This window comes from Leifsonia sp. NPDC077715, from assembly GCF_040686855.1.
In the GTDB taxonomy this organism is placed as follows: Bacteria; Actinomycetota; Actinomycetes; order Actinomycetales; family Microbacteriaceae; genus Leifsonia.
In genome coordinates this window covers 347,721-368,338 of sequence record NZ_JBFBOG010000002.1, presented here as the reverse complement: position 1 = coordinate 368,338, position 20,618 = coordinate 347,721, and the positions used below count along the sequence as shown (strand labels likewise).

The window sequence follows — 20,618 nt, the reverse complement described above, 5'->3', positions numbered from 1 at the left end:
GGGCACCGAGTAAAGAGGCTGTCTAGCTTCTGGCCGCGCTCAGGACCGGCTCGGGCATGACGAGCAGCCCGTTCGGCCGGTGGGTCCCGTCCATGAGCGCATCCAGCCACTCCCGGTTGAGCGGAGCGATGTTCGACTCGTCGTAGCGGAACCGGATCGGAAGGCCGTTGTCGACCCAGATCGCCTCACGCCCGCCGTCGCCGTCGGGGATCCAGCTGAGCGTGAAGGACTCGCGCCGGCGGAGTTTCGTGGTGATCACGACCTGCAGGTGCGACAGCAGCCGGTCGCCGAAGAGGTAGTCCGTCCCGCCGTAGTTGAGCACGCCCATCCCGCTGCTTCCCTTCTGGCACGCCCGGTTCTGCGGACGTACATGTAGTTAGTCTAATCATATTGCTTGCTTGTCTAGCAATCTTCCCAGGGAGGGATTTCAAGGCCTGCTCGCGGAGGCCGCGCTCCCGGAGAATGAACGACGTGAGCACCTACCGCCTTCAGATCTCCCCCGACTTCACTCTCCGCGACGCCGCGCAGGTGCTCGACCACATCCAGCGTCTCGGCGCCGACTGGGTCTACCTCTCGCCGCTGCTCGAAGCCGAGCCCGGCTCGATGCACGGCTACGACGTCGTCGACCACAGCCGCGTGGATGCGTCCCGCGGAGGCCCGGAGGCACTGAAGGAGTTCTGCGACGCGGCGCACGCCCGCCGTCTGAAGGTGCTCGTCGACATCGTCCCCAACCATATGGGTGTGGCCACCCCCGCCGTGAACGCGTGGTGGTGGGATCTGCTCACCCACGGCCGGGAGTCCCGGTACGCGCCGTACTTCGACATCGACTGGGAGTTCGGCCACGGCAGGCTCCGGCTGCCGGTCCTCGGCGACGGCCCGGACGACCTGGATGCGCTGCGCGTCGAGGACGGCGAGCTCCGGTACTACGACCACCGGTTCCCGATCGCGCCGGGCACCGGCGACGGCACGCCCCGCGAGGTGCACGACCGTCAGAACTACGAGCTCATGTCGTGGCGGCGGGCGGACGCAGAGATGAACTACCGCCGCTTCTTCGCGGTGACGACACTGGCGGGCCTGCGCGTGGAGGACCAGCAGGTCTTCGACGACACGCACCGTGAGATCGGCCGCTGGCTGCACGAGGGCCTGGTGGACGGCCTCCGCGTCGACCACCCGGACGGCCTGCGCGATCCCGGCCAGTACCTCGAACGCCTCCGCGCCCTGGCGGGCGACGCCCCGATCTGGGTCGAGAAGATCATCGAGGGAGACGAGCAGATGCCGGACTGGCCTGTCCAGGGCACCACCGGGTACGACGCGCTCGGCGTGATCGACCGCGTCTTCGTCGACCCCGCGGGCGAGGGACCGCTGACCGCCGTGGCCGGCGAGCTGGACGAGCGCGAGGAGAACCAGGACTGGACCGAGCTGGTCCACGGCCGCAAGCGGGCCGTCGCCGACAGCATCCTGCGCTCCGAGGTGCTGCGGGTCGTGCGCGAGCTGGGCGAGGGCACCGACGAGGAGACCGCGGACGCCGTCGCCGAGCTGGCCGCCTGGTTCCCGGTGTACCGCAGCTACCTGCCGTTCGGCGCCGAGTACCTGGAGGAGGCGCGCCTCGCCGCCGCCGAGTCCCGGCCCGACCTCGCACCCGTCATCGCCCGCATCGCCGACCGCCTCGGCGAGCGGTTCGAGCAGACCACCGGCGCGATCATGGCGAAGGGCGTCGAGGACAACGCCTTCTACCGCTTCACCCGCCTGACGTCGCTGACCGAGGTCGGCGGCGACCCGTCCGAGTTCGCTCTGTCGCCGGAGGAGTTCCACCGCCGGCAGGAGGACCGGCAGCGCCGGCTCCCGGATTCCATGACGGTCCTCTCGACGCACGACACGAAGCGCGGCGAGGACACGCGCGCCCGGATCGCCGTGCTCGCGGAGCTGCCCGGGCGGTTCGAGCGCTTCCTGCGCACGGTGCGCGAGCGGGTCGGCTTCGGCGACGGCTCGCTGGAGAGCCTGCTCTGGCAGGCGGTGGTCGGCGCGTGGCCGGCCTCGCGGGAGCGGCTGCAGGATTACGCGATCAAGGCGGCGCGGGAAGCGGGCGCGTCCACCTCGTGGACCGACCCCGACGAGGAGTTCGAGTCCCGCATGCGGGCGGCGATCGACGCCGCCTTCGACGACGAGCGCGTCCACGCCGAGGTGGAGGCGCTGGCCGCGGTGCTCGACGCGCCGGGCGCGAGCAACGGTCTCGGCGCCAAGCTGCTGCAGCTCCTGAGCCCCGGACGCCCGGACGTCTACCAGGGCTCCGAGCGCTGGGAGCGATCGCTGGTCGACCCCGACAACCGCCGCCCGGTGGAGTTCGACGTCTCGGCCGGCTTGCTCGCGCACATCGACGAGGGATGGCTGCCCGAGATCGACTCGTCCGGCGCGGCCAAGGTGCTGGTCACCTCCCGGGCGCTCCGCCTGCTGCGCGACCGGCCCGAGCTGTTCACCGGGTACCGACCCGTCTATGCCGAGGGCTCCCGGGCAGGGCACCTCGTCGGCTTCGACCGCGGTGGCGCGATCGCCCTGGCGACGCGCCTGCCTGTCGGCCTCTCCGCCACCGGCGGCTGGGCCGACACCACGGTCGACCTCGGCGACGCGGCCACGCGCGATGAGCTCACCGGCCGCGAGTTCCGCGGGCGCGTGCCGCTCGCCACCGTCTTCGAGCGCTACCCCGTCGCCCTTCTGGCGGTGACCCGGTGAGCGCGTGGGGTGAGCGCCGCTTCCCGGTCTGGGCGCCAGCCGCTCGCGCCGTGGATGTGGTGATCGACGGTCTCGGAACGTTCCCGCTGACCGCGCTGCCAGCGACAGCCGACGCCCCGACCGGCGGCTGGTGGGAGCTGGCGGAGTCCCTCGGCCTCCCCGATGCGCCCGTCGACTACGGGTTCGTCGTCGACGGCGAGGGACCGTTCCCCGACCCGCGCTCGCTCCGGCAACCGCGCGGCGTCCACGAGCTGAGCCGCGAGTTCGACCCGCGCGAGCACGCCTGGGAGGACGGCGCCTGGGAGGGACGCGACCTCACCGACGCGGTCATCTACGAGCTCCACGTCGGCACCTTCACACCCGAGGGGACGCTCCACGCCGCCCTCGACCGACTCGACCACCTGATCGATCTCGGCGTCGACGCCATCGAGCTACTGCCCGTGAACGCCTTCAACGGCACCCACAACTGGGGCTACGACGGCGTGCTCTGGTACGCCGTGCACGAGCAGTACGGCGGCCCCGAGGCGTACCAGCGCTTCGTCGAGGCCTGCCATCGGCGCGGCCTCGCCGTGATCCAGGACGTCGTCTACAACCACCTCGGACCGAGCGGCAACTACCTCCCGAAGTTCGGCCCCTACCTCGGGCAGGGCGCCAGCACGTGGGGAGTCAACGTCAATCTCGACGGGCCGCAGTCGGACGAGGTGCGCCGCTACATCCTCGACAACGCCGAGTACTGGCTGCGCGAGCTGCACGTCGACGGCCTGCGACTGGATGCGGTGCACGCGCTCCAGGACCACACCGCGACGCACCTCCTCGAGGAGCTTGCGGTCCTGGCCGACGAGCTCGCCGGCGAGACCGGCCGTCCGCGCACCCTCATCGCGGAGAGCGACCTCAACGACCCGAAGCTGATCCGCCGTCGCTCCCACCACGGCTACGGCCTGCACGCGCAGTGGGACGACGACGTGCACCACAGCATCCACGCCAACCTGACCGGCGAGGCCACCGGCTACTACGCCGACTTCGCCGAACCGGGCGCGCTGGTGAAGGTGTTCGAGCGCGGCTTCTTCCACGACGGCACCTGGTCCAGCTTCCGCGAACGCCACCACGGCCGGCCGCTGGACCAGGACATCCCGTTCACGCGCCTCGTCGTCTTCAGCCAGGACCACGACCAGATCGGCAACCGCGCCGCCGGCGACCGCCTCACAGCGACCCTCGACTCGGGCCGCCTCGCCGTCGCCGCCGCATTGACCCTCCTGGGCCCGTTCACCCCGATGCTGTTCATGGGCGAGGAGTGGGCGGCGACCACGCCGTGGCAGTTCTTCACCTCGCATCCCGAACCGGAGCTCGGGAAGGCCACGGCCGACGGACGCTTCGCGGAGTTCGCGAAGATGGGCTGGGATCGGGACGTCGTGCCCGACCCCCAGGACCCGCAGACCTTCCAGCGCTCCAAGCTCGACTGGTCCGAGGTCTCCCGGCCCGGCAACGCGCGGATGCTGGAGTGGTACCGGACGCTCACGGCCCTGCGCCGCGACATCCCGGCCGTCACCCCCGCGACCGACGTGGCCTACGACGAGGGCGTCTTCCGCTTCCGCCGCGGCGAACTGCTGGTCGAAGCGAGCCTGTCGGGCACCGGGCTCGGCGAGGCGCCCGCGGGCGCGGTGGCTGCGTTCGGGGAGGCGGTGCGGGTCACCAGAGTGTGAGCCTGACGGCGCGTATGGCGATTGCGTCAGTACAGGAGGTTCCCGAGCAACGTGAACGTGCTGTCATCCCAATCGCTGAACTTGAACGTGAACGTGCCGACGATCACGAGCGCGCCCACGACGATCGACGCGATGGCCAACCCTCCGCCGCGCTCTCCGGTCTTGCTGATGCGCCCGAGCGCGATGATCCCCAGCACGACGCCGGCGATCCCGATCCCGAACGAGAGAACGAAACCGACGATGGCCAACACATTCCACCGCGGCTCGTCGATCCTCGGTACTGCGTCGGTCGGTGGAATCGAACGGCTGACATCGGACATGATCTCTCCTTCTCGTAACGGGCGTCTCTCACTGACAGACGACGAGCTCGCCGTTCTATGACGCGCTCCGAACCAACTCATCGGCGATCACCGCACCCGGCGCGGCCACCGCGTCATAAGACGGGCCCAGACGCGTCTATCTAGGTGTTGACCCACGCGTTCCGCGTGGATTATCCGCTTTCGATCGATGATGGGGGCCGTAGTGGCCGAGATGACAGACGCTCAGACGAGCGCTCGCGAAACGACGACGAATACTGCAGAGGGAGCGAGCACGCGCGCCGAGCGACTCCGGATCCGGCCGCGGGTCTGGATCGGCCTGGCCGCGACGATCGCCTCCGTCGTCATCGTCGCGGGACTCCAGCTGGTTTCCGGGGTGTCCTACGACGGTGCGTATCGCGATGTGAGCGCCGTGCTCCTCGGCACGGGCATCCCGCTCATCGCCACCGCGGTCTTCCTCGCCGTAGTGACGAGCCTTCTCGGCTGGTGGCGGCCGGCAGTCTTCGATCGGCGTCGCGCCGCGAAGTGGCCGCTCTTCGTTCCCGCGTTGATGCTGGTCGGCCTGCTCGTCAATTTCGTGAACACGGACTGGTCGGCGATTCACGCCGGCGTGTACGCCGCATCGCTGTTGGTCGTCCTCGTGGGTTTCACCGAGGAGATCGCGTTCCGCGGCCTGATGATCGTCGGCCTTCGCGGCCGATTCGGCGAGCTGTGGGTGTGGCTGATCAGCACTTCGGTGTTCGCTCTCGTGCACCTGGTCAACGTCGCCTTGGGTCAAGAGGTCGACGTCACCCTCACCCAGGTCCTGTTCGCATTCCTCGCCGGCACCGTCTTCTACATCCTGCGCCGCTCGACGGGTTCACTGATCTGGGCGATGGTCCTGCACGGACTCTGGGACTTCTCGACGGTTGGGCCGGATCTGACGGTCATCGGCCCCTCCCCCATCACGGGCACCCTGATCTGCTACGTCGCCGGGATCATCGGCGTCCTCGTCGTCGGCTTCACCACCCGGCGCGCCGACGAGCGGCTCTGAGATCCGCACACGGCCCCGATCGCGCAGCCGGCTGAGCGCGATGATCGCGGCGTTGATCAGCACGAATCCGGCGGTGATGGCGCAGATATAGGCGGCCACGGACCCGTATCCCGACCGGTGGGGATCCAGGAACGGGTAGGGATACCACCACGGCGCGCTGCCATCAGGATTGGATACCAGTTCTCCTCGGACCATGGTGTAACCCGTCCAGAGAATCGGATAGGCGACCAGAACAGCCAGCGTCGACCAACGCAAGGCACGATATCTGGGAGCGAAGAAGAAATCAGCGATCAGGTAGATCGGCAGCGCCACGTGAAGGATCTCGACCTCGAAGCTGCGCCACAGCAGAACGTGGGCTGCGTCGACCGTCCCATCGACGCCTCGGAGGAGGAGGTTGTACACGATTCCCAACAGGACTACGGGACCCAGGACAGCGGCCATGACGATGGTGAGCCAGCCCGGCATCTCGGACGCGCGGGAGTTGCGGAGGCCCCACACCGCGGCGATCACGAGGGCGATCGTGCAGAGAGTCGTCGAGCCGATGGTGAACAGGCTGAAGTAGTTGGCGAGCAGAGCGGGTGCGCTCTGCTCGAAGCGGTCGGCACGATCCAACCGCACGACGAGACCGCCGACGATGCCGAGCGCTGCTGCCCCGGCGGCGTCCCCGCGTCTAACGTCCCCACCTCTCCCTGTCAATGCCTGGAGGGCCGCGCTCCCGCGCAGGTATCGTGGCGGTCTACCGCCGATCGGAGGCACCGTGTCCCTGCCCTGCCCCCTCCCCCGCTCCCTGCGGATCACCCGTCTCGGGTCCGCCGCGTGAGCGGCGACTCCGCGCCCTACCCGCTGGGCATCACCCTGCGCGAGGGCGGCGCCAATGTCGCCGTCTACAGCGAGCACGCCGACAAGGTCATCGTCTCGCTCTTCGATCACCGCGGGCGGGAGAAGCAGACCGTTCTGACCGACCGCACCGGTCATGTCTTCCACGGCTTCGTGCCCGGGCTCGTGCCCGGCACGCGCTACGGCCTCCGCGTCGACGGGCCGTGGGATCCGGCGAACGGTCTCCGCTTCTCGCCCGCCAAGGTGCTGCTCCCGCCCCACGCGCGGGCAGTGACCGGCCACTGGGACAACACTCAGGCCGTCTTCGGCCATCAGCTCGGCCGGCCCAAGCGCCGCAGCGACACCAACGGCGCGCGCCATGTCGCACTGGGGATCGCCGTCGACCGCCAGGAGTTCGACTGGGGCGACCACGAGCGTCCCCGCACACCCCTGAGCGAGACCATCATCTACGAGATGCACGTGAAGGGCTTCACCAAGCTCATGGAGTGGGTGCCCGAGGAGTTCCGCGGCACCTACGCCGGGCTCGCGCATCCCGCCGCCGTCGAGTACCTGAAGAACCTCGGCGTCACCGCGGTCGAGCTGCTGCCCATTCACCAGTTCGTCCAGGACGCGCACCTGCTCGAGAAGGGCCTCCGCAACTACTGGGGTTACAACTCCATCGGGTTCTTCGCCCCGCACAACGAGTACGCCGCGACCGGCGACACCGGGCACCAGGTCGACGAGTTCAAGGGCATGGTGAAGGCGCTCCACGCGGCCGGCATCGAGGTCATCCTGGACGTCGTCTACAACCACACCGCCGAGGGCAACGACCTCGGCCCGACGTACAGCTTCAAGGGCATCGACAACCCGTCCTACTACCGGCTGGTCGAGGGCGACGGCGCGCACTACTTCGACACGACCGGCACGGGCAACAGCTGGAACGTCAGTCACCCGGCCGCCCTGCAGATCATCATGGACTCGCTGCGCTACTGGGTCGAGGACTTCCACATCGACGGCTTCCGTTTCGATCTCGCCACCACCCTGACCCGGCAGGGCGGCGACGCCAGCCTGCACAGCGCGTTCCTCACGCTCATCCAGCAGGACCCGACGCTCGCGCAGGTGAAGATGATCGCCGAGCCGTGGGATGTCGCCGGCTACCAGCTGGGCGGCTTCCCGGCCGACTGGTCGGAGTGGAACGGCAAGTTCCGCGACGACGTCCGCGACTTCTGGCGCGGGGAGCCGGGCGTGCTGTCGACGCTGTCTCAGCGCGTGCTGGGCAGCCCCGACATCTACGAGGACTCGCGACGCGCGCCGCTTTCGAGCGTCAACTTCGTCACCGCCCACGACGGCTTCACCCTGGCCGACCTCACCAGCTACAACGAGAAGCACAACGAGGCCAACGGCGAGGACAACCGCGACGGCGAATCGGACAACCGCTCCAGCAATTACGGCGTCGAGGGACCGACGGACGACCCCGGCATCAACGCCTTCCGCACCCGGCAGCGCAAGAACTTCCTGGCCACCCTGCTGCTCTCGGCGGGCGTGCCGATGATCCTCGGCGGGGACGAGATCGGCCGCACCCAGCAGGGCAACAACAACGCCTACTGCCAGGACAACGAGATCTCGTGGTTCGACTGGGAGCACGCGGACTGGGAGCTTCACGAGTTCACGACGAAGCTCATCCGCCTGCGCCGCTCCGAGCCCGCGCTGCGACCCGAGTGGTACCGGCACGCGCCCGATGTCGGCGGCCCGGATGTGGTGTGCATCCTCCGCGCGGACGGCGAGCCGTTCGCGGACGAGGACTGGGGCGACCCGCTGGCCCGCTCGATCGCCTTCGAACTCCGCCACGAGGGCGCGGACTCGTTCCTGCTCATGCTGAACGGCGCGGGCAACGGGGTGGAATTCGTGCTCTCGGACGCGCCGGGCTCGGCCTGGGAGCTGGAGCTCTCGAGCGACCCCGAACTCGCCTTGGGCGACGGCGCCAGCGTCATCCTGGGCGAGTCGTCCTTCGCACTGCTGAGGTCGCGGAACAGCTGATGCCCGAGTCCACCATCCCGGCACTGCTCGGCCGCTACCGGCCGCAGCACGTCATCGGCCGCGGTGGCGAGGCGAGCATCTTCAAGGCGACCGACGAACTGCTCGGCCGCGAGGTCGCCATCAAGCTCTACCGCTCCGGCGGCGAGGAGGAGATGGCGCAGTACCGCACCGAGCAGGCGGCGCTCGCGCGGCTCAGCCACCACGGCATCGTCTCGCTGATCGACGCCGGCATCGACTACACCGCACCGAAGGACCCGCGGCCGTTCCTCATCATGGAGCTCGTCTCCGGCACCGACCTCGCAGCGACGCTGGCCCAGCGGGAGCTGACCGTCGAGGAGATCGCCGAAGTCGCCTACGACATCTCGGAGGCTCTGGAGTACGTGCACGCGAACGGTGTCGTCCACCGCGACATCAAGCCGTCGAACATCATGCTCGTCTCGTACGGCACGACGACGTTCCGCGCCCGCGCCCGACTCACGGACTTCGGGATCGCGAGCGGCATCCGGAACGCGCCCGCCACCCCGGAGGACGGCAAGACGACCGGGACCGCCGCCTACCTCAGCCCCGAACAGGCGCTCCGGCGCCCTGCGACGCCCGCCAGCGACATCTACTCCCTCGGCCTCGTGCTGCTCGAGTGCTTCACACGGTCGGTCGCGTACCCGGGCGACGCAGTGGAGTCGGCGATGGCCCGGCTGGATCACGAGCCGCCTGTGCCCGGCGACCTGCCCGGCGAGTGGACGCGCATCCTGCACGCCATGACCGCGAGCGATCCGGCCGCGAGGCCCACCGCGAAGCAGCTGACACCCGCCTTCCGCGAAGCCGTCATCGCGGCCGCCGGCCTCCAGCCGAAGGCGTGACGAGGGCGTGACGGAGCCCGAGATGGACGCACCGGCCATCGAGGATCACGCCGCCCTCGGCGACGGCCGCACCGTCGCGCTGGTCGACCGGTCCGGCACCGTCGACTGGCTGCCCATCCCGAGCCTGGACTCCCAGCCCGTATTCGCCTCGCTGCTCGACCCCGGGCGCGGCGGCCGGATGCTGCTGCACCCGGTCGCGGACTTCACGTCCCGCCGCCGCTACCTACCCGGCACGAACGTGCTCGAGACGACCTTCACGACGGATCACGGCTCGGTTCGGGTCACCGACGCGCTGGTCACCGGCGTCGCCGGCCGGTTGCCCTGGCTGGAGTTCGCGCGCCGCATCGAGGGCGTGTCCGGGACGGTCGTCATGGACTGGGCGGTCGAGCCCGGCACGGTGCTGGGGATGTCGAGCCCCTGGGCGGAGCACATCGACGGCAACCGCATCCTGCGCGTCGGGACGGTGAACATCGGCGTCACCGGCCTGGACGACACCGAGGAGGACCCGAGCGCGGCGCGGTTCGGCGGCCGCATCCGGGTGGCCGAGGGTTCCCGCCGGACGCTGACCGTTGTGGCGACGCAGGATGAGCCGCTGCACCTGCCCGTGCCGGGCAACGTCGACCTCGGCATCGACCGCACCGTGTCGAACTGGGAGCTGTGGTCCCGGACGTTCTCGTACGACGGCCCGTGGGCGGACGCGGTGCAGCGGAGCGCCCTCGCGCTGAAGCTGCTGCTCTACGCGCCGACCGGCGCCATCGCGGCCGCTGCCACCACCTCACTCCCGGAGACGCCGCGCGGCGGCAAGAACTGGGATTACCGGTTCGCCTGGGTGCGCGACACCGCCTACGCCCTGCGCGCGCTCGCCCGGTTCGGCCTGCGCGAGGAGACGCACGCGTCGATCTCGTGGCTGCTGCGGGCCGTGAAGGGCGACCATGCCGAGCTGCGCATCCTGTACGGACTCCGCGAGGAGTCCTCGGCCCAACCGCAGGAGCACGACGTGCCGGGTTGGCGCGACATCGGGCCGGTCGTCACCGGCAATCGCGCTGCGACCCAGCTGCAGCTGGGCGTGTACGGCGACCTGCTGAGCGTCGCCCTGGCGTACGCGGCCGAGGGCAACGTGCTCGACGTCCCGACCCGGCGGCTGGTCTCGGATGTCGCGGACCGCGTCTGCGACGTCTGGCGGCAGCCGGATTCCGGGATGTGGGAGCTGACGGAGCTGCGGCACCACACGTCGTCGAAGATGGGCTGCTGGCAGGCGTTGCAGTCGGCGCTGCAGCTGGCCGAGCTCGGACAGGCCCAGGGCAACCCGGCTCGCTGGCGGCGCGAGGCGGACCTCATCCATGCGTGGGTGGACGAGAACTGCTGGTCGGAGCGGTTGGGCGCCTACACGATGGTGGCGGGCGAGGACGAGCTGGATGCGTCCGTGCTGCTGCACGCCCCCAGCGGGTTCGACCGGGGCGAGCGGATGCGGTCGACCATCGCCGCGCTGCGCCGCGAGCTGGGTCGCGGTTCGCTGCTGTACCGGTTCACGGGTGCGGAGGCGGAGGGCGAGCGGCCCTTCGTCGCGTGTTCTTTCTGGCTCGCAGCGGCTCTCGCCTGCGTCGGCGACGTGCGGGAGGCGACCGAGCTGATGGACGACCTGGTGAAGCGTTCGAACGAGGTGGGCTTGTACGCCGAGATGATGGATGAGGACGGCAGCTTCTGGGGCAACTTCCCGCAGGGGCTCTCGCACCTCGGCCTCATCGACGCCGCACTGACGATCGCCGACCTGAGTCGCTGAGTCTTCCTGACCGCGCGGCGACCCGGAAACGCGCCCGAAATACGGCCGCGCTACGGTCTCGGATGTGACCGCTTCCATCGTCGTCAGCCGCGCCGACTTCGCCGATCCCGCCCTCGCAACGTTCCTGCAGGACCACCTGGACGACATGGAGACCACCTCCCCGCCCGAGAGCCGACACGCCCTGGATCTGGCCGGCCTGCAGCAGCCGCACGTCCGCCTGTGGACCGCGAAGGACGCCGGCGTGATCGTCGGAACGGTCGCCCTCGCCACCCTGGAACCCAGCCACGACGAGCTGAAGAGCATGCGCACGGACCCTCTCCGCCGTGGCCAGGGCATCGGGGCGCTGCTTCTCGAGGCCGCCCTCGCCGACGCCCGCTCCCGTGGCGTGCAGCGGGTCTCGCTCGAGACGGGCTCCATGAACTTCTTCGCTCCGGCCCGCCGGCTCTACGAGCGCGCCGGCTTCCGCCCGTGCCCGCCGTTCGGCCACTACACCGACGACCCCAACAGCGCCTACTTCACGCTCGACCTCTCGTAGCGCTGCTCACGCGCCCACGTACCGCGCCAGATGCTCCCCCGTGAGCGTCGATCTCTGCGCCACCAATTCCGACGGCGTCCCCTCGAACACGATCCGCCCACCGTCGTGCCCCGCTCCCGGCCCGAGGTCGATGATCCAGTCAGCGTGCGCCATCACGGCCTGGTGATGCTCGATCACGATGACCGACTTACCGCTGTCCACCAGGCGGTCGAGAAGTCCGAGCAGCTGCTCGACGTCGGCCAGGTGGAGGCCGGTCGTCGGCTCGTCGAGAACGTAGACTCCGCCCTTCTCGCCCATGTGGGTGGCGAGCTTCAGCCGCTGCCGCTCGCCTCCGGACAGGGTGGTGAGGGGCTGTCCGATCGTCAGGTAGCCCAGCCCGACATCCGAGAGCCGGTCGAGGATGGCATGGGCAGCGGGCAGTTTCGCCTCCCCCTCGGCGAAGAACCGTTCCGCCTCCGCGACCGGCATCGCCAGGACCTCGCTGATGTCGCGACCGCCGAGCGTGTACTCCAGCACCGAGGCGTCGAAGCGTCGGCCCTCGCACACCTCGCAGACCGTCGAGACGCCCGCCATCACCCCGAGGTCGGTGTAGATGACCCCGGCGCCGTTGCAGTTCGGACAGGCGCCCTCGGAGTTGGCGCTGAACAGGGCCGGCTTGACCCCGTTCGCCTTCGCGAAGGCCTTGCGGATCGGCTCGAGCATCCCGGTGTAGGTCGCGGGGTTGCTTCGGCGCGACCCGCGGATCGCCCCCTGATCGACCGACACGACGCCCTCTCGCGGCGCGACCGACCCGTGGATGAGCGAACTCTTGCCCGACCCGGCCACTCCCGTGACCACGACGAGCACGCCGAGCGGGATGTCCACATCCACGCCCTGCAGGTTGTGCTCCGACGCGCCCCGCACCTCGAGCGCCCCCGACGCGGAGCGCACCGACTCCTTCAGCCGAGCGCGGTCGTCCAGGTGCCGTCCCGTGAGCGTCCCGCTCGCCCGCAGCGCCTCGATCGTGCCCTCGAACACCACCTCGCCGCCCTGCGACCCCGCCCGCGGACCGAGGTCGACCACATGGTCGGCGATCGCGATGGCCTCGGGCTTGTGCTCGACCACGAGCACCGTGTTGCCCTTGTCCCGCAACTGCTGCAGCAGCTCGTTCATGCGCTGGATGTCGTGGGGATGCAGCCCGACGGTCGGCTCGTCGAAGACGTACGTGACATCGGTCAGCGACGACCCGAGGTGCCGGATCATCTTGGTGCGCTGCGCCTCCCCGCCCGACAGCGTGCCCGAGGCCCGGTCGAGTGAGAGGTAGCCGAGCCCGATGTCGACGAAGGAGTCGAGCAGGTGCTGCAGGTTCTTCAGCAACGGGGCGACGGACGGCTCGTCGAGCGACCGCACCCAGTCCGAGAGATCGGTGATCTGCATCGCGCACGCGTCGGCGATGCTGATGGCGGCGATCTTCGACGAGCGCGCCCCCTCGCTGAGTCGTGTGCCACCGCATTCGGGGCAGGGCGCGAACGTGACCGCCCGCTCCACGAAAGCGCGGATGTGCGGCTGCATGGCGTCGACGTCTTTCGACAGCATCGACTTCTGGACCTTCGGCACGAGCCCTTCGACGGTCAGGTTGATGCCGCTGATCTTGACCTTCGTCGGCTCCTTGTAGAGGAAGTCCTGGCGCTCCTGCTCCGTGTAGTCGCGGATCGGCTTCGCCGGGTCGAAGAACCCCGACTCGCTGTAGATGCGCACTCCCCAGCCGTCGGCGGTGTAGCCGGGGATGGTGATCGCTCCCTCGGCGAGCGACTTGCTGTCGTCGAACAGCTGCGTCAGGTCGATGTCGCTGACCGTGCCCATGCCCTCGCACCGCGGGCACATGCCGCCGAGCTGCGAGAACTCGCGCACCTCGGTCTTGTTACCGACCGTGATCGCACCCTTGCCCGCGACCGACGGGATGTTGAAGGAGAACGCCTGCGGCGACCCGACATGCGGCTGCCCCAGCCGACTGAACAGGATGCGAAGCATCGCGTTCGCGTCGGTCACCGTGCCGACGGTCGACCGCGCGTTGGCGCCCATCCGCTCCTGGTCGACGATGATCGCCGTGGTCAGCCCCTCGAGCACGTCGACGTCGGGGCGCGCCAGCGACGGCATGAACCCCTGCACGAACGCACTGTAGGTCTCGTTGATCATGCGCTGGGACTCGGCGGCGATCGTGCCGAAGACGAGCGAGCTCTTGCCCGACCCCGAGACGCCGGTGAACACCGTCAGCCGCCGCTTCGGCAGCTCGACACTGACGTTCTTGAGGTTGTTCTCGCGGGCGCCCTGCACGCGGATGGTGTCGTGCGTATCGGCCGGTGCGGTCATGCTGTTCCCCTCGCTTGGTACGTGACCCACCGTATATCAGACGTCCGACACCGGACCAGAGACCCTGTACCTCAATCGCGCGAACTGCCCGATCGCCTCGGCCGACTCCAGGCGCAGCCGGTCCGACTCCACCCGCCGGGGAAGAAGGGGAGCACCCCCGGCCAACGCCACCGGCGCGATGGAGATCGCGATCTCATCCAGCGAACCCGCGTCGAGGAACTGCCCGGCCAGGTCGCCACCGCCGACCACCCAGATGTCGCCGTCCCCGGCCGCCTCGCGGATCGCCGGCAGCGCCTCCGCCACCGAACCCGACACGAATCGGATGTCCGCGCCCTCCGGCACCGGCAGTTCACCGTGGGTGAAGACGAAGCACGGCCGCTCGCCGTGGAACTCCTTCCACCGCTCCGGATGCGCCAGGATGTCGGTCTCGGCGAGCACCCACTCGTACGTGGTCCGCCCCTCCACCATCACGGTGGCGTCGACCGGCAGCAGCCCCTCCGCCGGCTCCTCGCCGCCCGGCACGGCGAAGAGCCACGCCAGCGAGTTCTGCGCGTCGGCGATGAAGCCGTTGATGGTGGTCGCAGTGTCGAAGACGATCCTCCCCATGCCCGCGACGGTACCGGATGCCACCGACCCGGTGGGAGCATGGGCGCATGGATGCCGTCGACGCCCTGAACGAGATCGCCTTCTGGCTGGAGCGCGAGCTCGCCCCGAGCTTCAAGGTGCAGGCGTTCCGCCGTGCCGCCGCCACCATCGACGGGATCGGGAACGACGAGCTGGCCGCGCGCGTCGCCGACGGGCGGCTGAAGCGGACCAAGGGCATCGGCGACCGCACCTTCCAGGTCATCGCGCAGGCCGTCGAGGGCGAGGTCCCCTCGTACCTCGCCGACCTGCGCGAGCGCAACGCCGCTCCTCTCGACACCGGCGGCGCCGAACTGCTGGCGCAGCTGCGGGGCGACCTCCACAGCCACACCGAGTGGTCGGACGGGACCGTCCCGATCGAGGTCATGGCCGCCGCTGCCGCGACACTCGGCCGCGAGTACCAGGCCATCACGGACCACTCCCCCACTCTGACCGTCGCGAGCGGTCTCTCCGCCGAGCGCCTGGAGGAGCAGCTCGATGTCATCGCGGGCCTCGACACGGGCACGCTGACCCTGCTCACGGGGATCGAGGTCGACATCCTCGAGGACGGCACGCTCGACCAGACGCCCGAGCTCCTGACCCGGCTGGACGTGGTGGTCGGCAGCGTCCACTCCAAACTCCGCTCCGACCGGCGGACGATGACGAAGCGGATGCTCGGCGGCATCCGCGACCCGCACACCAATGTGCTCGGGCACTGCACCGGTCGCCTCGTCCAGGGGTCCCGCGGGACGCGTCCGCCCAGCGAGTTCGACGCCGACGCGGTCTTCGCCGCGTGCGTCGAGAATCAGGTCGCGGTCGAGATCAACTCGCGGCCTGAGCGCCAGGACCCGCCGGACGACCTCATCCAGCGCGCGCTCGACGCCGGATGCTTCTTCTCGATCGACACGGATGCGCACGCGCCCGGCCAGCTCGACTTCCTCGCCTACGGCGCGGCGCGCGCGACGGCGAACGGCGTCCCCGCCGACCGCATCATCACGACCTGGCCCCTCGACCGCCTCCGCACCTGGCTGGCGAAGGCGTAGCGCCTAGAGCCCCCAGGCGGAGGCCGGCGCCTGCACGATCTCGACCGGGCGGGTGCTCCAGTGCGTGCCGTTGCCGTAGTGGCTGGTCGCCCACGGGCTCGCCCAGATCGCGGCAGCCGTGGTGTCGGCCGAGACGCCGGCCTGCAAGCCGGCGACGATGTCGGGGTAGCCGCGCTGCAGGTTCTTGGCGCAGTACTCCGCCGCCGTGACGAGGTCGGGGTAGCTGCCGAGACCGGCGCCGCCGCCCGAGCCGTACCCGTTGTTGAGCGGGTTGTTGCGGTTCCACCAGTCCGGCGGACCGTTCTCCTGCCGCATCCAGCGCAGCATCACCGTGACGTTCGCGTCGGTCTGCGGCCAGCCTCCGAACATCAGCACCAGCTTCGCCCACGCTTCGTTGGTGCCGACGCGGGCGAGGGTCTGCAGCCCGTCGGTCGCACTCAGGTTCTCGCGGTTGACGACAGGAGCCGCGATCGTCGCATCCACCAGGAGCTCCTGCGGCGGGGCGGACGCGCGCGCGGTGCCGGCGGACTCGCCCGGAGCGACCGTGGTCGAGGGCGCCACCCGCAGCGAGGAGGCGAGCGCCGCGTCGGTGGGAACGATCGAGAACCCGCACACCAGTCCGATCACCGCCAGCGTCACGCCGACGCGGTGCCCGAGCGAGAGCGCGGGCCGGCGACGCGACCGCGGCAGTCGGATCCGCACCCGCTGCGACGGCACGGCAGCGCGACGGCCTGCCGAACGACGGCCGCGGGGGCGGAGGCGGGTGGATGCGGGGGGCATACCCGACGAAGGGTACCAGCGTCCCGCTGAACCGTCACCCGGAAGCGTGCGCGCGGATTCGCCTAGCGCGTGACCTCGTTCAGCCGCTCCAGGAGCTCGGCGAGGCGCCGGACGTCCTCTTCGCCCCAGCGGCGCAGGCCGCGGTACAGGGTGGCCTGGTCGGCCGCGCGCACCTCGTTGACCTTCTCGATCGCCACCGGCGTCGCCGCGATGAAGCTGGCTCGCCGGTCCGCCGGATCGGTCTGCCGTTCGACGAAGCCGATGTCTTCGAGGAATCTCAGCTGCCGGCTGATCACGCTCTTGTCGGTGTAGAGCATCGACGCCAGCGCCCCGGCGTGGATGGGGCCGTTGCGCACGATGGTGGAGAGCAGCTTGTACCCGCCGGGCTGCAGGTCCGGGTGGATGTGCACCGCGCGGTCGCGCATCGCCGTGCTCACCTGGTTGAACAGTCGCGTGAACTGCTCCTCGACCTCCGCGATCGCGCGGTCGGTCGATCCGGTCGCCTCGTCGGCGACCGAGAGGGTGACGGCGTCGCCCGCCGCCACCCGTCCGGTGTTGTCCATGGCCGCGATCATAACGCGCCCGTCTAGCGGCCGTTCTCAGCGGCGGAGGGACGCTCGCCCTCGCGCCGGACGGCGGTGATCGAGCCGGTGCCGGGTGCGCCGATCAGCGCCTCGGCGACCTCGATCGCGTTCTCCTCCGCGGACTCCAGCGGGGACTCGCCGCCGGCCTCCTTCTCCTTCATCCGCTCGATCGCCGTCTTGCTGCCCAGCGTGATGTTCGGCAGGAAGAGGATGGCGATGATCGTGACGATGGCGAGCGGCACGGCGATGAGGAAGATCCCCGCCACAGCCTGGCCGTAGACCGACTCGACGATGGTCCGGATGCCGGTCGGCAGGGTGCCCACCTCGGGGAGCTGGCCGCTCGCGAGCGACTTCAGCGCCGCGACGCCCTTCGCACCCGACGTCGCCGCGGCCGCGAGCAGGTCGTCCTTGCGGTCGCTCATCAGGTTGACGACCGTCGAGCCGAGCACGCTGCCCATCACCGAGACGCCGATCGTGCCGCCCAGTGAACGGAAGAAGGCGACGTTGGAGCTGGCCGCGCCCAGCTGCTCCGGCTGCACGGTGTTCTGCACGATCAGCACGAGGTTCTGCATGACCATGCCGACGCCGGCGCCGAGGATGAACATGTAGACCGAGACGACGACGTAGTTCGTGTCGAACGCGATCGTGCTCATCAGGTAGAGGCCGACGGTCAGCAGGACCGAGCCGACGATCATGTAGCCCTTCCACTTGCCGAACCGGCTGATCAGGTTACCCACGATCATGGAGGAGAGCAGCAGGCCGGCGATCATCGGCAGCGTCAGCAGACCCGACTCGGTCGGCGTCGCGCCGCGGGCGAGCTGCATGTACTGGCCGAGGTAGACCGAGGTGCCGAACATCGCAACGCCGACCGAGATCGACGCGATCACCGCGAGGGTGAAGGTGCGGTTCTTGAACATCGCGAGCGGGATGATCGGCTCCTTCACCAGGAGCTCGGTGACGAGGAAGGCGATCAGCAGCGCGACCGCGCCGCCGACCATCCAGTAGGTCTGGGCACTGTTCCAGTCGAAGTCCTTGCCCGCGAGCGAGACCCAGATGAGCAGCAGCGAGACGCCGGCGGCCAGGAAGACGGCGCCGAGGTAGTCGATGCGGACCTTTCGGGCGGGACGCTTCGGCAGCTTCAGGGTGATCTGCAGCAGGATGATGGCGACGATCGCGACCGGGACGCCGACGAAGAAGTTCCAGCGCCACCCGACGGAGTCGGTGAGCAGACCGCCGATCAGCGGGCCGCCGACCGTCCCGACCGCCATGATGCCGCCGAAGAGACCCATGTAGCGGCCGCGCTCGCGCGGGCTGATGATGTCGGCCATGATGATCTGGCTCAGCGCGGTCAGACCGCCGGCGCCCAGGCCCTGGACGACACGGAAGCCGATGAGCATGTCGGTGTTCTGCGAGAACCCGGCGAGCGCCGAACCGACGACGAACAGACCGAGTGCGAGCTGGATGAGCAGCTTGCGGTTGAGCAGGTCGGCGAGCTTCCCCCAGATCGGGGTGGACACGGTGGTGGCGAGCAGCGTGCTGGTGACGACCCAGGTGTAGGCCGTCTGGTCGCCGTGGAGCTCGGAGATGATCCGCGGCATCGAGGTCGAGACGACCGTGCCCGCGAGGATCGAGACGAACATTCCGAGCAGCAGCCCGGAAAGGGACTCCAGCACCTGGCGATGCGACATCGCCGCGGGTGAGGCGTCCCGGGAGAGGGTGGTGGACATGTGGATCCTTCGACACAAATTGGTTGACTGCGATCAACCATATCTACATAGGTGACCAAAGTCAACTAACAGCATGCATCGCTGCATTATTTCCGTGACTGCAAGGTTTTATCCCGTCGCCTGAACATCCTCGAAGCCCCGACGGGAGGTTGCCCAGCTTGGGAGGCGGACCCGTCCCTACCCTCGAAGGATGCCCTCCCGCCGCGCCCGCACCTGGTCACTGCTCACGCCCTCCCACTGGATCGTGTGGACCGTCGTGCTGTTCGTGCTCACGATCGGCCTCGGGCTTGCGGCCAAGGCGGTCGTCGGCCTGCGGTTCGCCGGCCTCGACGCGGCCGTGAACCGCGTCAACTCGCCGCTGCTCGACAACGCGGCGCTCGTACTGGACCGGCTCGATCATCCGGTCGTCGTGGCGGTCATCCTCGCCGTCGTCTTCGTCGTGCTGCTCTTCGCACTCGGGTGGCGGCGCGCCCTGGGCGTCTGCGTCACCACCGGCGCGGGCTGGCTGACCACCCTCGTCGTCAAGACCGTCGTGGCGCAGCCGAGGCCGACCATGGACGGCCTGACACACCTTCTCCATATCTCGCCCGCGACCCTCAGCTACCCGAGCGGGCACGTGGTGTTCGCCGCCGCGCTGGTGACCGCGCTGGCGATGGCCGTCCGCGGCGTGCCCCGCGCGGTCGTGATCGCGATCGGCGCCCTCTTCGTGCTCGCCGTGGGCTGGTCCCGCCTGTACGTCGGCGTCCACTACGGGACGGACGTGATCGGCGGAATCCTGAACGGCGTCGCGGGCGCGCTCCTCATCGCCGGACTGTGGAACCTCGCCACGCGCCGCCTCGATCGTCGGCCGGCGGGCATGTGGCAGCGGGAATACGCAGTTCCTCGGTAGTCCGACGGAATCGCCGGGCGCATCGGGACCGGGATCGTGAAGTCACCGATCCCCTCCTGAAAGGTGCGCCATGCTCCGTCGACTCTCCGCCACCGCCCTCGCGACCGTCCTCGTCGCCACGCCGAGCGGCGTCGCGTCGGCACAGGCCGCGACCGCGTCGGCTCCCGTCCCCGCGCTGCGGGTGGTCCCGGACACGCGTGCCGAACTCCGCGAGCTGCGGCCGGCGGTCTGGGCGGCGGAGCTGGTCGAGGAGAAGCCGGAGGAGAAGCCTGCCCCCGGGCCCGCGCCGGTCGAGCCGGAGCCCGCTCCGGACCCCGCCCCCGCGCCGCCGCCTCCCCCCGCCGCCGTGTCGCCTGTCGCCGGGGCGGCGGACATCTCCGACTACTACGGACTCCGGGAGGCGCCCGCTCCCGGCGCCTCCACCTTCCACCAGGGACTGGACTTCGCCGCGCCGGCCGGAGCGTCGGTCGTCGCGGCGGCCGCCGGAACGGTGAGCCACGTCGTCCCGGTCGACGCCGGCGCCTGCGGCGTCGAGGTCATCATCCAGCACGAGGAGCGGGTCGGCTCGGTCAGCACCCGGTACTGCCACCTGCTCGACGGGTCCGCCACGGTGGCCGTCGGGCAGGCGGTCGCGGCCGGACAGCCGATCGCCGCGGTCGGCAGCACCGGCGTCTCGACGGGGCCGCACCTCCACTTCGAGGTGATCGCGCCGGACGGGAACAAGCACGACCCGCTCGGCTGGCTGCACCAGCACGCTCACTGAAATTTCACCAAAGTCGCGTCATGAACCGCACCTGATGCGCGTCTCAGTGAGTAAGACCCC

At 69.8% G+C, this 20,618-nt stretch carries 17 protein-coding genes and 1 pseudogene; 10 read left to right on the top strand and 8 right to left on the bottom strand.

All coding sequences use genetic code 11. The annotated features are described in order from the left end of the window. Positions 1-22: 22 nt before the first annotated feature. Positions 23-328 carry a hypothetical protein gene (locus AB0P25_RS08725; protein WP_363806687.1) on the bottom strand — a complete coding sequence of 102 codons (306 nt, stop codon included), beginning with the start codon at positions 326-328 and terminating at the stop codon, positions 23-25. A 134-nt stretch (positions 329-462) separates the two neighbouring features. Here AB0P25_RS08725 and treY point away from each other — a divergent pair, with 134 nt between their 5' ends. Both treY and treZ read left to right on the top strand, forming a co-directional pair. Continuing rightward, complete coding sequence (treY, locus tag AB0P25_RS08720) at positions 463-2,727, top strand: malto-oligosyltrehalose synthase (RefSeq protein ID WP_363806686.1); 2,265 nt, start codon at positions 463-465, stop codon at positions 2,725-2,727. Further along, on the top strand, positions 2,724-4,427 hold the full coding sequence (gene treZ / locus AB0P25_RS08715; RefSeq protein WP_363806683.1) for a malto-oligosyltrehalose trehalohydrolase: 1,704 nt from the start codon (positions 2,724-2,726) through the stop codon (positions 4,425-4,427). Before treY ends, treZ begins: the two co-directional genes overlap by 4 nt. A gap of 26 nt (positions 4,428-4,453) precedes the next feature. Here the strand turns inward: treZ and AB0P25_RS08710 are convergent, their stop codons facing one another. Beyond that, positions 4,454-4,747, bottom strand: coding sequence for a DUF4190 domain-containing protein (locus AB0P25_RS08710; protein WP_363806682.1), 294 nt, complete (start codon positions 4,745-4,747; stop codon positions 4,454-4,456). 211 nt (positions 4,748-4,958) lie between these two features. Between AB0P25_RS08710 and AB0P25_RS08705 the strand changes: the two genes are divergently transcribed. Then, positions 4,959-5,777 carry a type II CAAX endopeptidase family protein gene (locus AB0P25_RS08705; RefSeq protein WP_363808042.1) on the top strand — a complete coding sequence of 273 codons (819 nt, stop codon included), beginning with the start codon at positions 4,959-4,961 and terminating at the stop codon, positions 5,775-5,777. Positions 5,778-5,816: 39 nt separating this feature from the next. Here AB0P25_RS08705 and AB0P25_RS08700 read toward each other — a convergent pair. Further along, a pseudogene (locus AB0P25_RS08700) lies at positions 5,817-6,395 on the bottom strand (Pr6Pr family membrane protein); the annotation flags it as partial. Between the two features lie 198 nt (positions 6,396-6,593). On the opposite strand from AB0P25_RS08700, the gene glgX reads away from it, so the two are divergent. The 4 genes from glgX to AB0P25_RS08680 all read left to right on the top strand — a co-directional run bounded on the left by glgX (position 6,594) and on the right by AB0P25_RS08680 (position 11,802). Next, the gene (gene glgX, locus AB0P25_RS08695; protein ID WP_363806681.1) at positions 6,594-8,630 is read left to right on the top strand and encodes a glycogen debranching protein GlgX; all 2,037 of its coding nucleotides are present in this window, start codon (positions 6,594-6,596) and stop codon (positions 8,628-8,630) included. Beyond that, positions 8,630-9,487: a serine/threonine-protein kinase gene (locus tag AB0P25_RS08690; protein WP_363806679.1), complete on the top strand. Its 858-nt coding sequence runs from the start codon at positions 8,630-8,632 to the stop codon at positions 9,485-9,487. The genes glgX and AB0P25_RS08690 overlap by 1 nt, the downstream gene beginning before the upstream one ends. 7 nt (positions 9,488-9,494) lie before the next feature. Then, positions 9,495-11,267: a glycoside hydrolase family 15 protein gene (locus AB0P25_RS08685; protein ID WP_363806677.1), complete on the top strand. Its 1,773-nt coding sequence runs from the start codon at positions 9,495-9,497 to the stop codon at positions 11,265-11,267. A 64-nt stretch (positions 11,268-11,331) separates the two neighbouring features. Continuing rightward, positions 11,332-11,802: a GNAT family N-acetyltransferase gene (locus tag AB0P25_RS08680; protein WP_363806676.1), complete on the top strand. Its 471-nt coding sequence runs from the start codon at positions 11,332-11,334 to the stop codon at positions 11,800-11,802. Between the two features lie 6 nt (positions 11,803-11,808). Here AB0P25_RS08680 and AB0P25_RS08675 read toward each other — a convergent pair whose 3' ends face one another. After that, complete coding sequence (locus AB0P25_RS08675; protein WP_363806675.1) at positions 11,809-14,151, bottom strand: excinuclease ABC subunit UvrA; 2,343 nt, start codon at positions 14,149-14,151, stop codon at positions 11,809-11,811. Positions 14,152-14,187: 36 nt separating this feature from the next. Next, entirely contained in the window at positions 14,188-14,757 is a 570-nt protein-coding gene (locus AB0P25_RS08670) for a dihydrofolate reductase family protein (protein ID WP_363806673.1), read from the bottom strand. Between the two features lie 47 nt (positions 14,758-14,804). Here AB0P25_RS08670 and AB0P25_RS08665 point away from each other — a divergent pair, with 47 nt between their 5' ends. Continuing rightward, positions 14,805-15,815, top strand: coding sequence for a PHP domain-containing protein (locus AB0P25_RS08665; RefSeq protein WP_363806672.1), 1,011 nt, complete (start codon positions 14,805-14,807; stop codon positions 15,813-15,815). Between the two features lie 3 nt (positions 15,816-15,818). Here AB0P25_RS08665 and AB0P25_RS08660 read toward each other — a convergent pair whose 3' ends face one another. The 3 genes from AB0P25_RS08660 to AB0P25_RS08650 all read right to left on the bottom strand — a co-directional run bounded on the left by AB0P25_RS08660 (position 15,819) and on the right by AB0P25_RS08650 (position 18,906). Next, positions 15,819-16,595, bottom strand: a complete 777-nt coding sequence (locus tag AB0P25_RS08660) for a hypothetical protein (protein WP_363806671.1) — start codon at positions 16,593-16,595, stop codon at positions 15,819-15,821. 62 nt (positions 16,596-16,657) lie between these two features. Beyond that, positions 16,658-17,158, bottom strand: coding sequence for a MarR family winged helix-turn-helix transcriptional regulator (locus tag AB0P25_RS08655; RefSeq protein ID WP_363806670.1), 501 nt, complete (start codon positions 17,156-17,158; stop codon positions 16,658-16,660). A gap of 23 nt (positions 17,159-17,181) precedes the next feature. Next, a complete protein-coding gene (locus AB0P25_RS08650; protein WP_363806668.1) occupies positions 17,182-18,906 on the bottom strand; it encodes an MDR family MFS transporter in 1,725 nt (574 codons plus the stop codon). Positions 18,907-19,096: 190 nt separating this feature from the next. Here AB0P25_RS08650 and AB0P25_RS08645 point away from each other — a divergent pair, with 190 nt between their 5' ends. Together AB0P25_RS08645 and AB0P25_RS08640 are read left to right on the top strand one after the other, a co-directional pair. Beyond that, entirely contained in the window at positions 19,097-19,795 is a 699-nt protein-coding gene (locus tag AB0P25_RS08645) for a phosphatase PAP2 family protein (protein WP_363806665.1), read from the top strand. A 70-nt stretch (positions 19,796-19,865) separates the two neighbouring features. Continuing rightward, the gene (locus tag AB0P25_RS08640; RefSeq protein ID WP_363806664.1) at positions 19,866-20,558 is read left to right on the top strand and encodes a M23 family metallopeptidase; all 693 of its coding nucleotides are present in this window, start codon (positions 19,866-19,868) and stop codon (positions 20,556-20,558) included. Positions 20,559-20,618 lie beyond the last annotated feature (60 nt).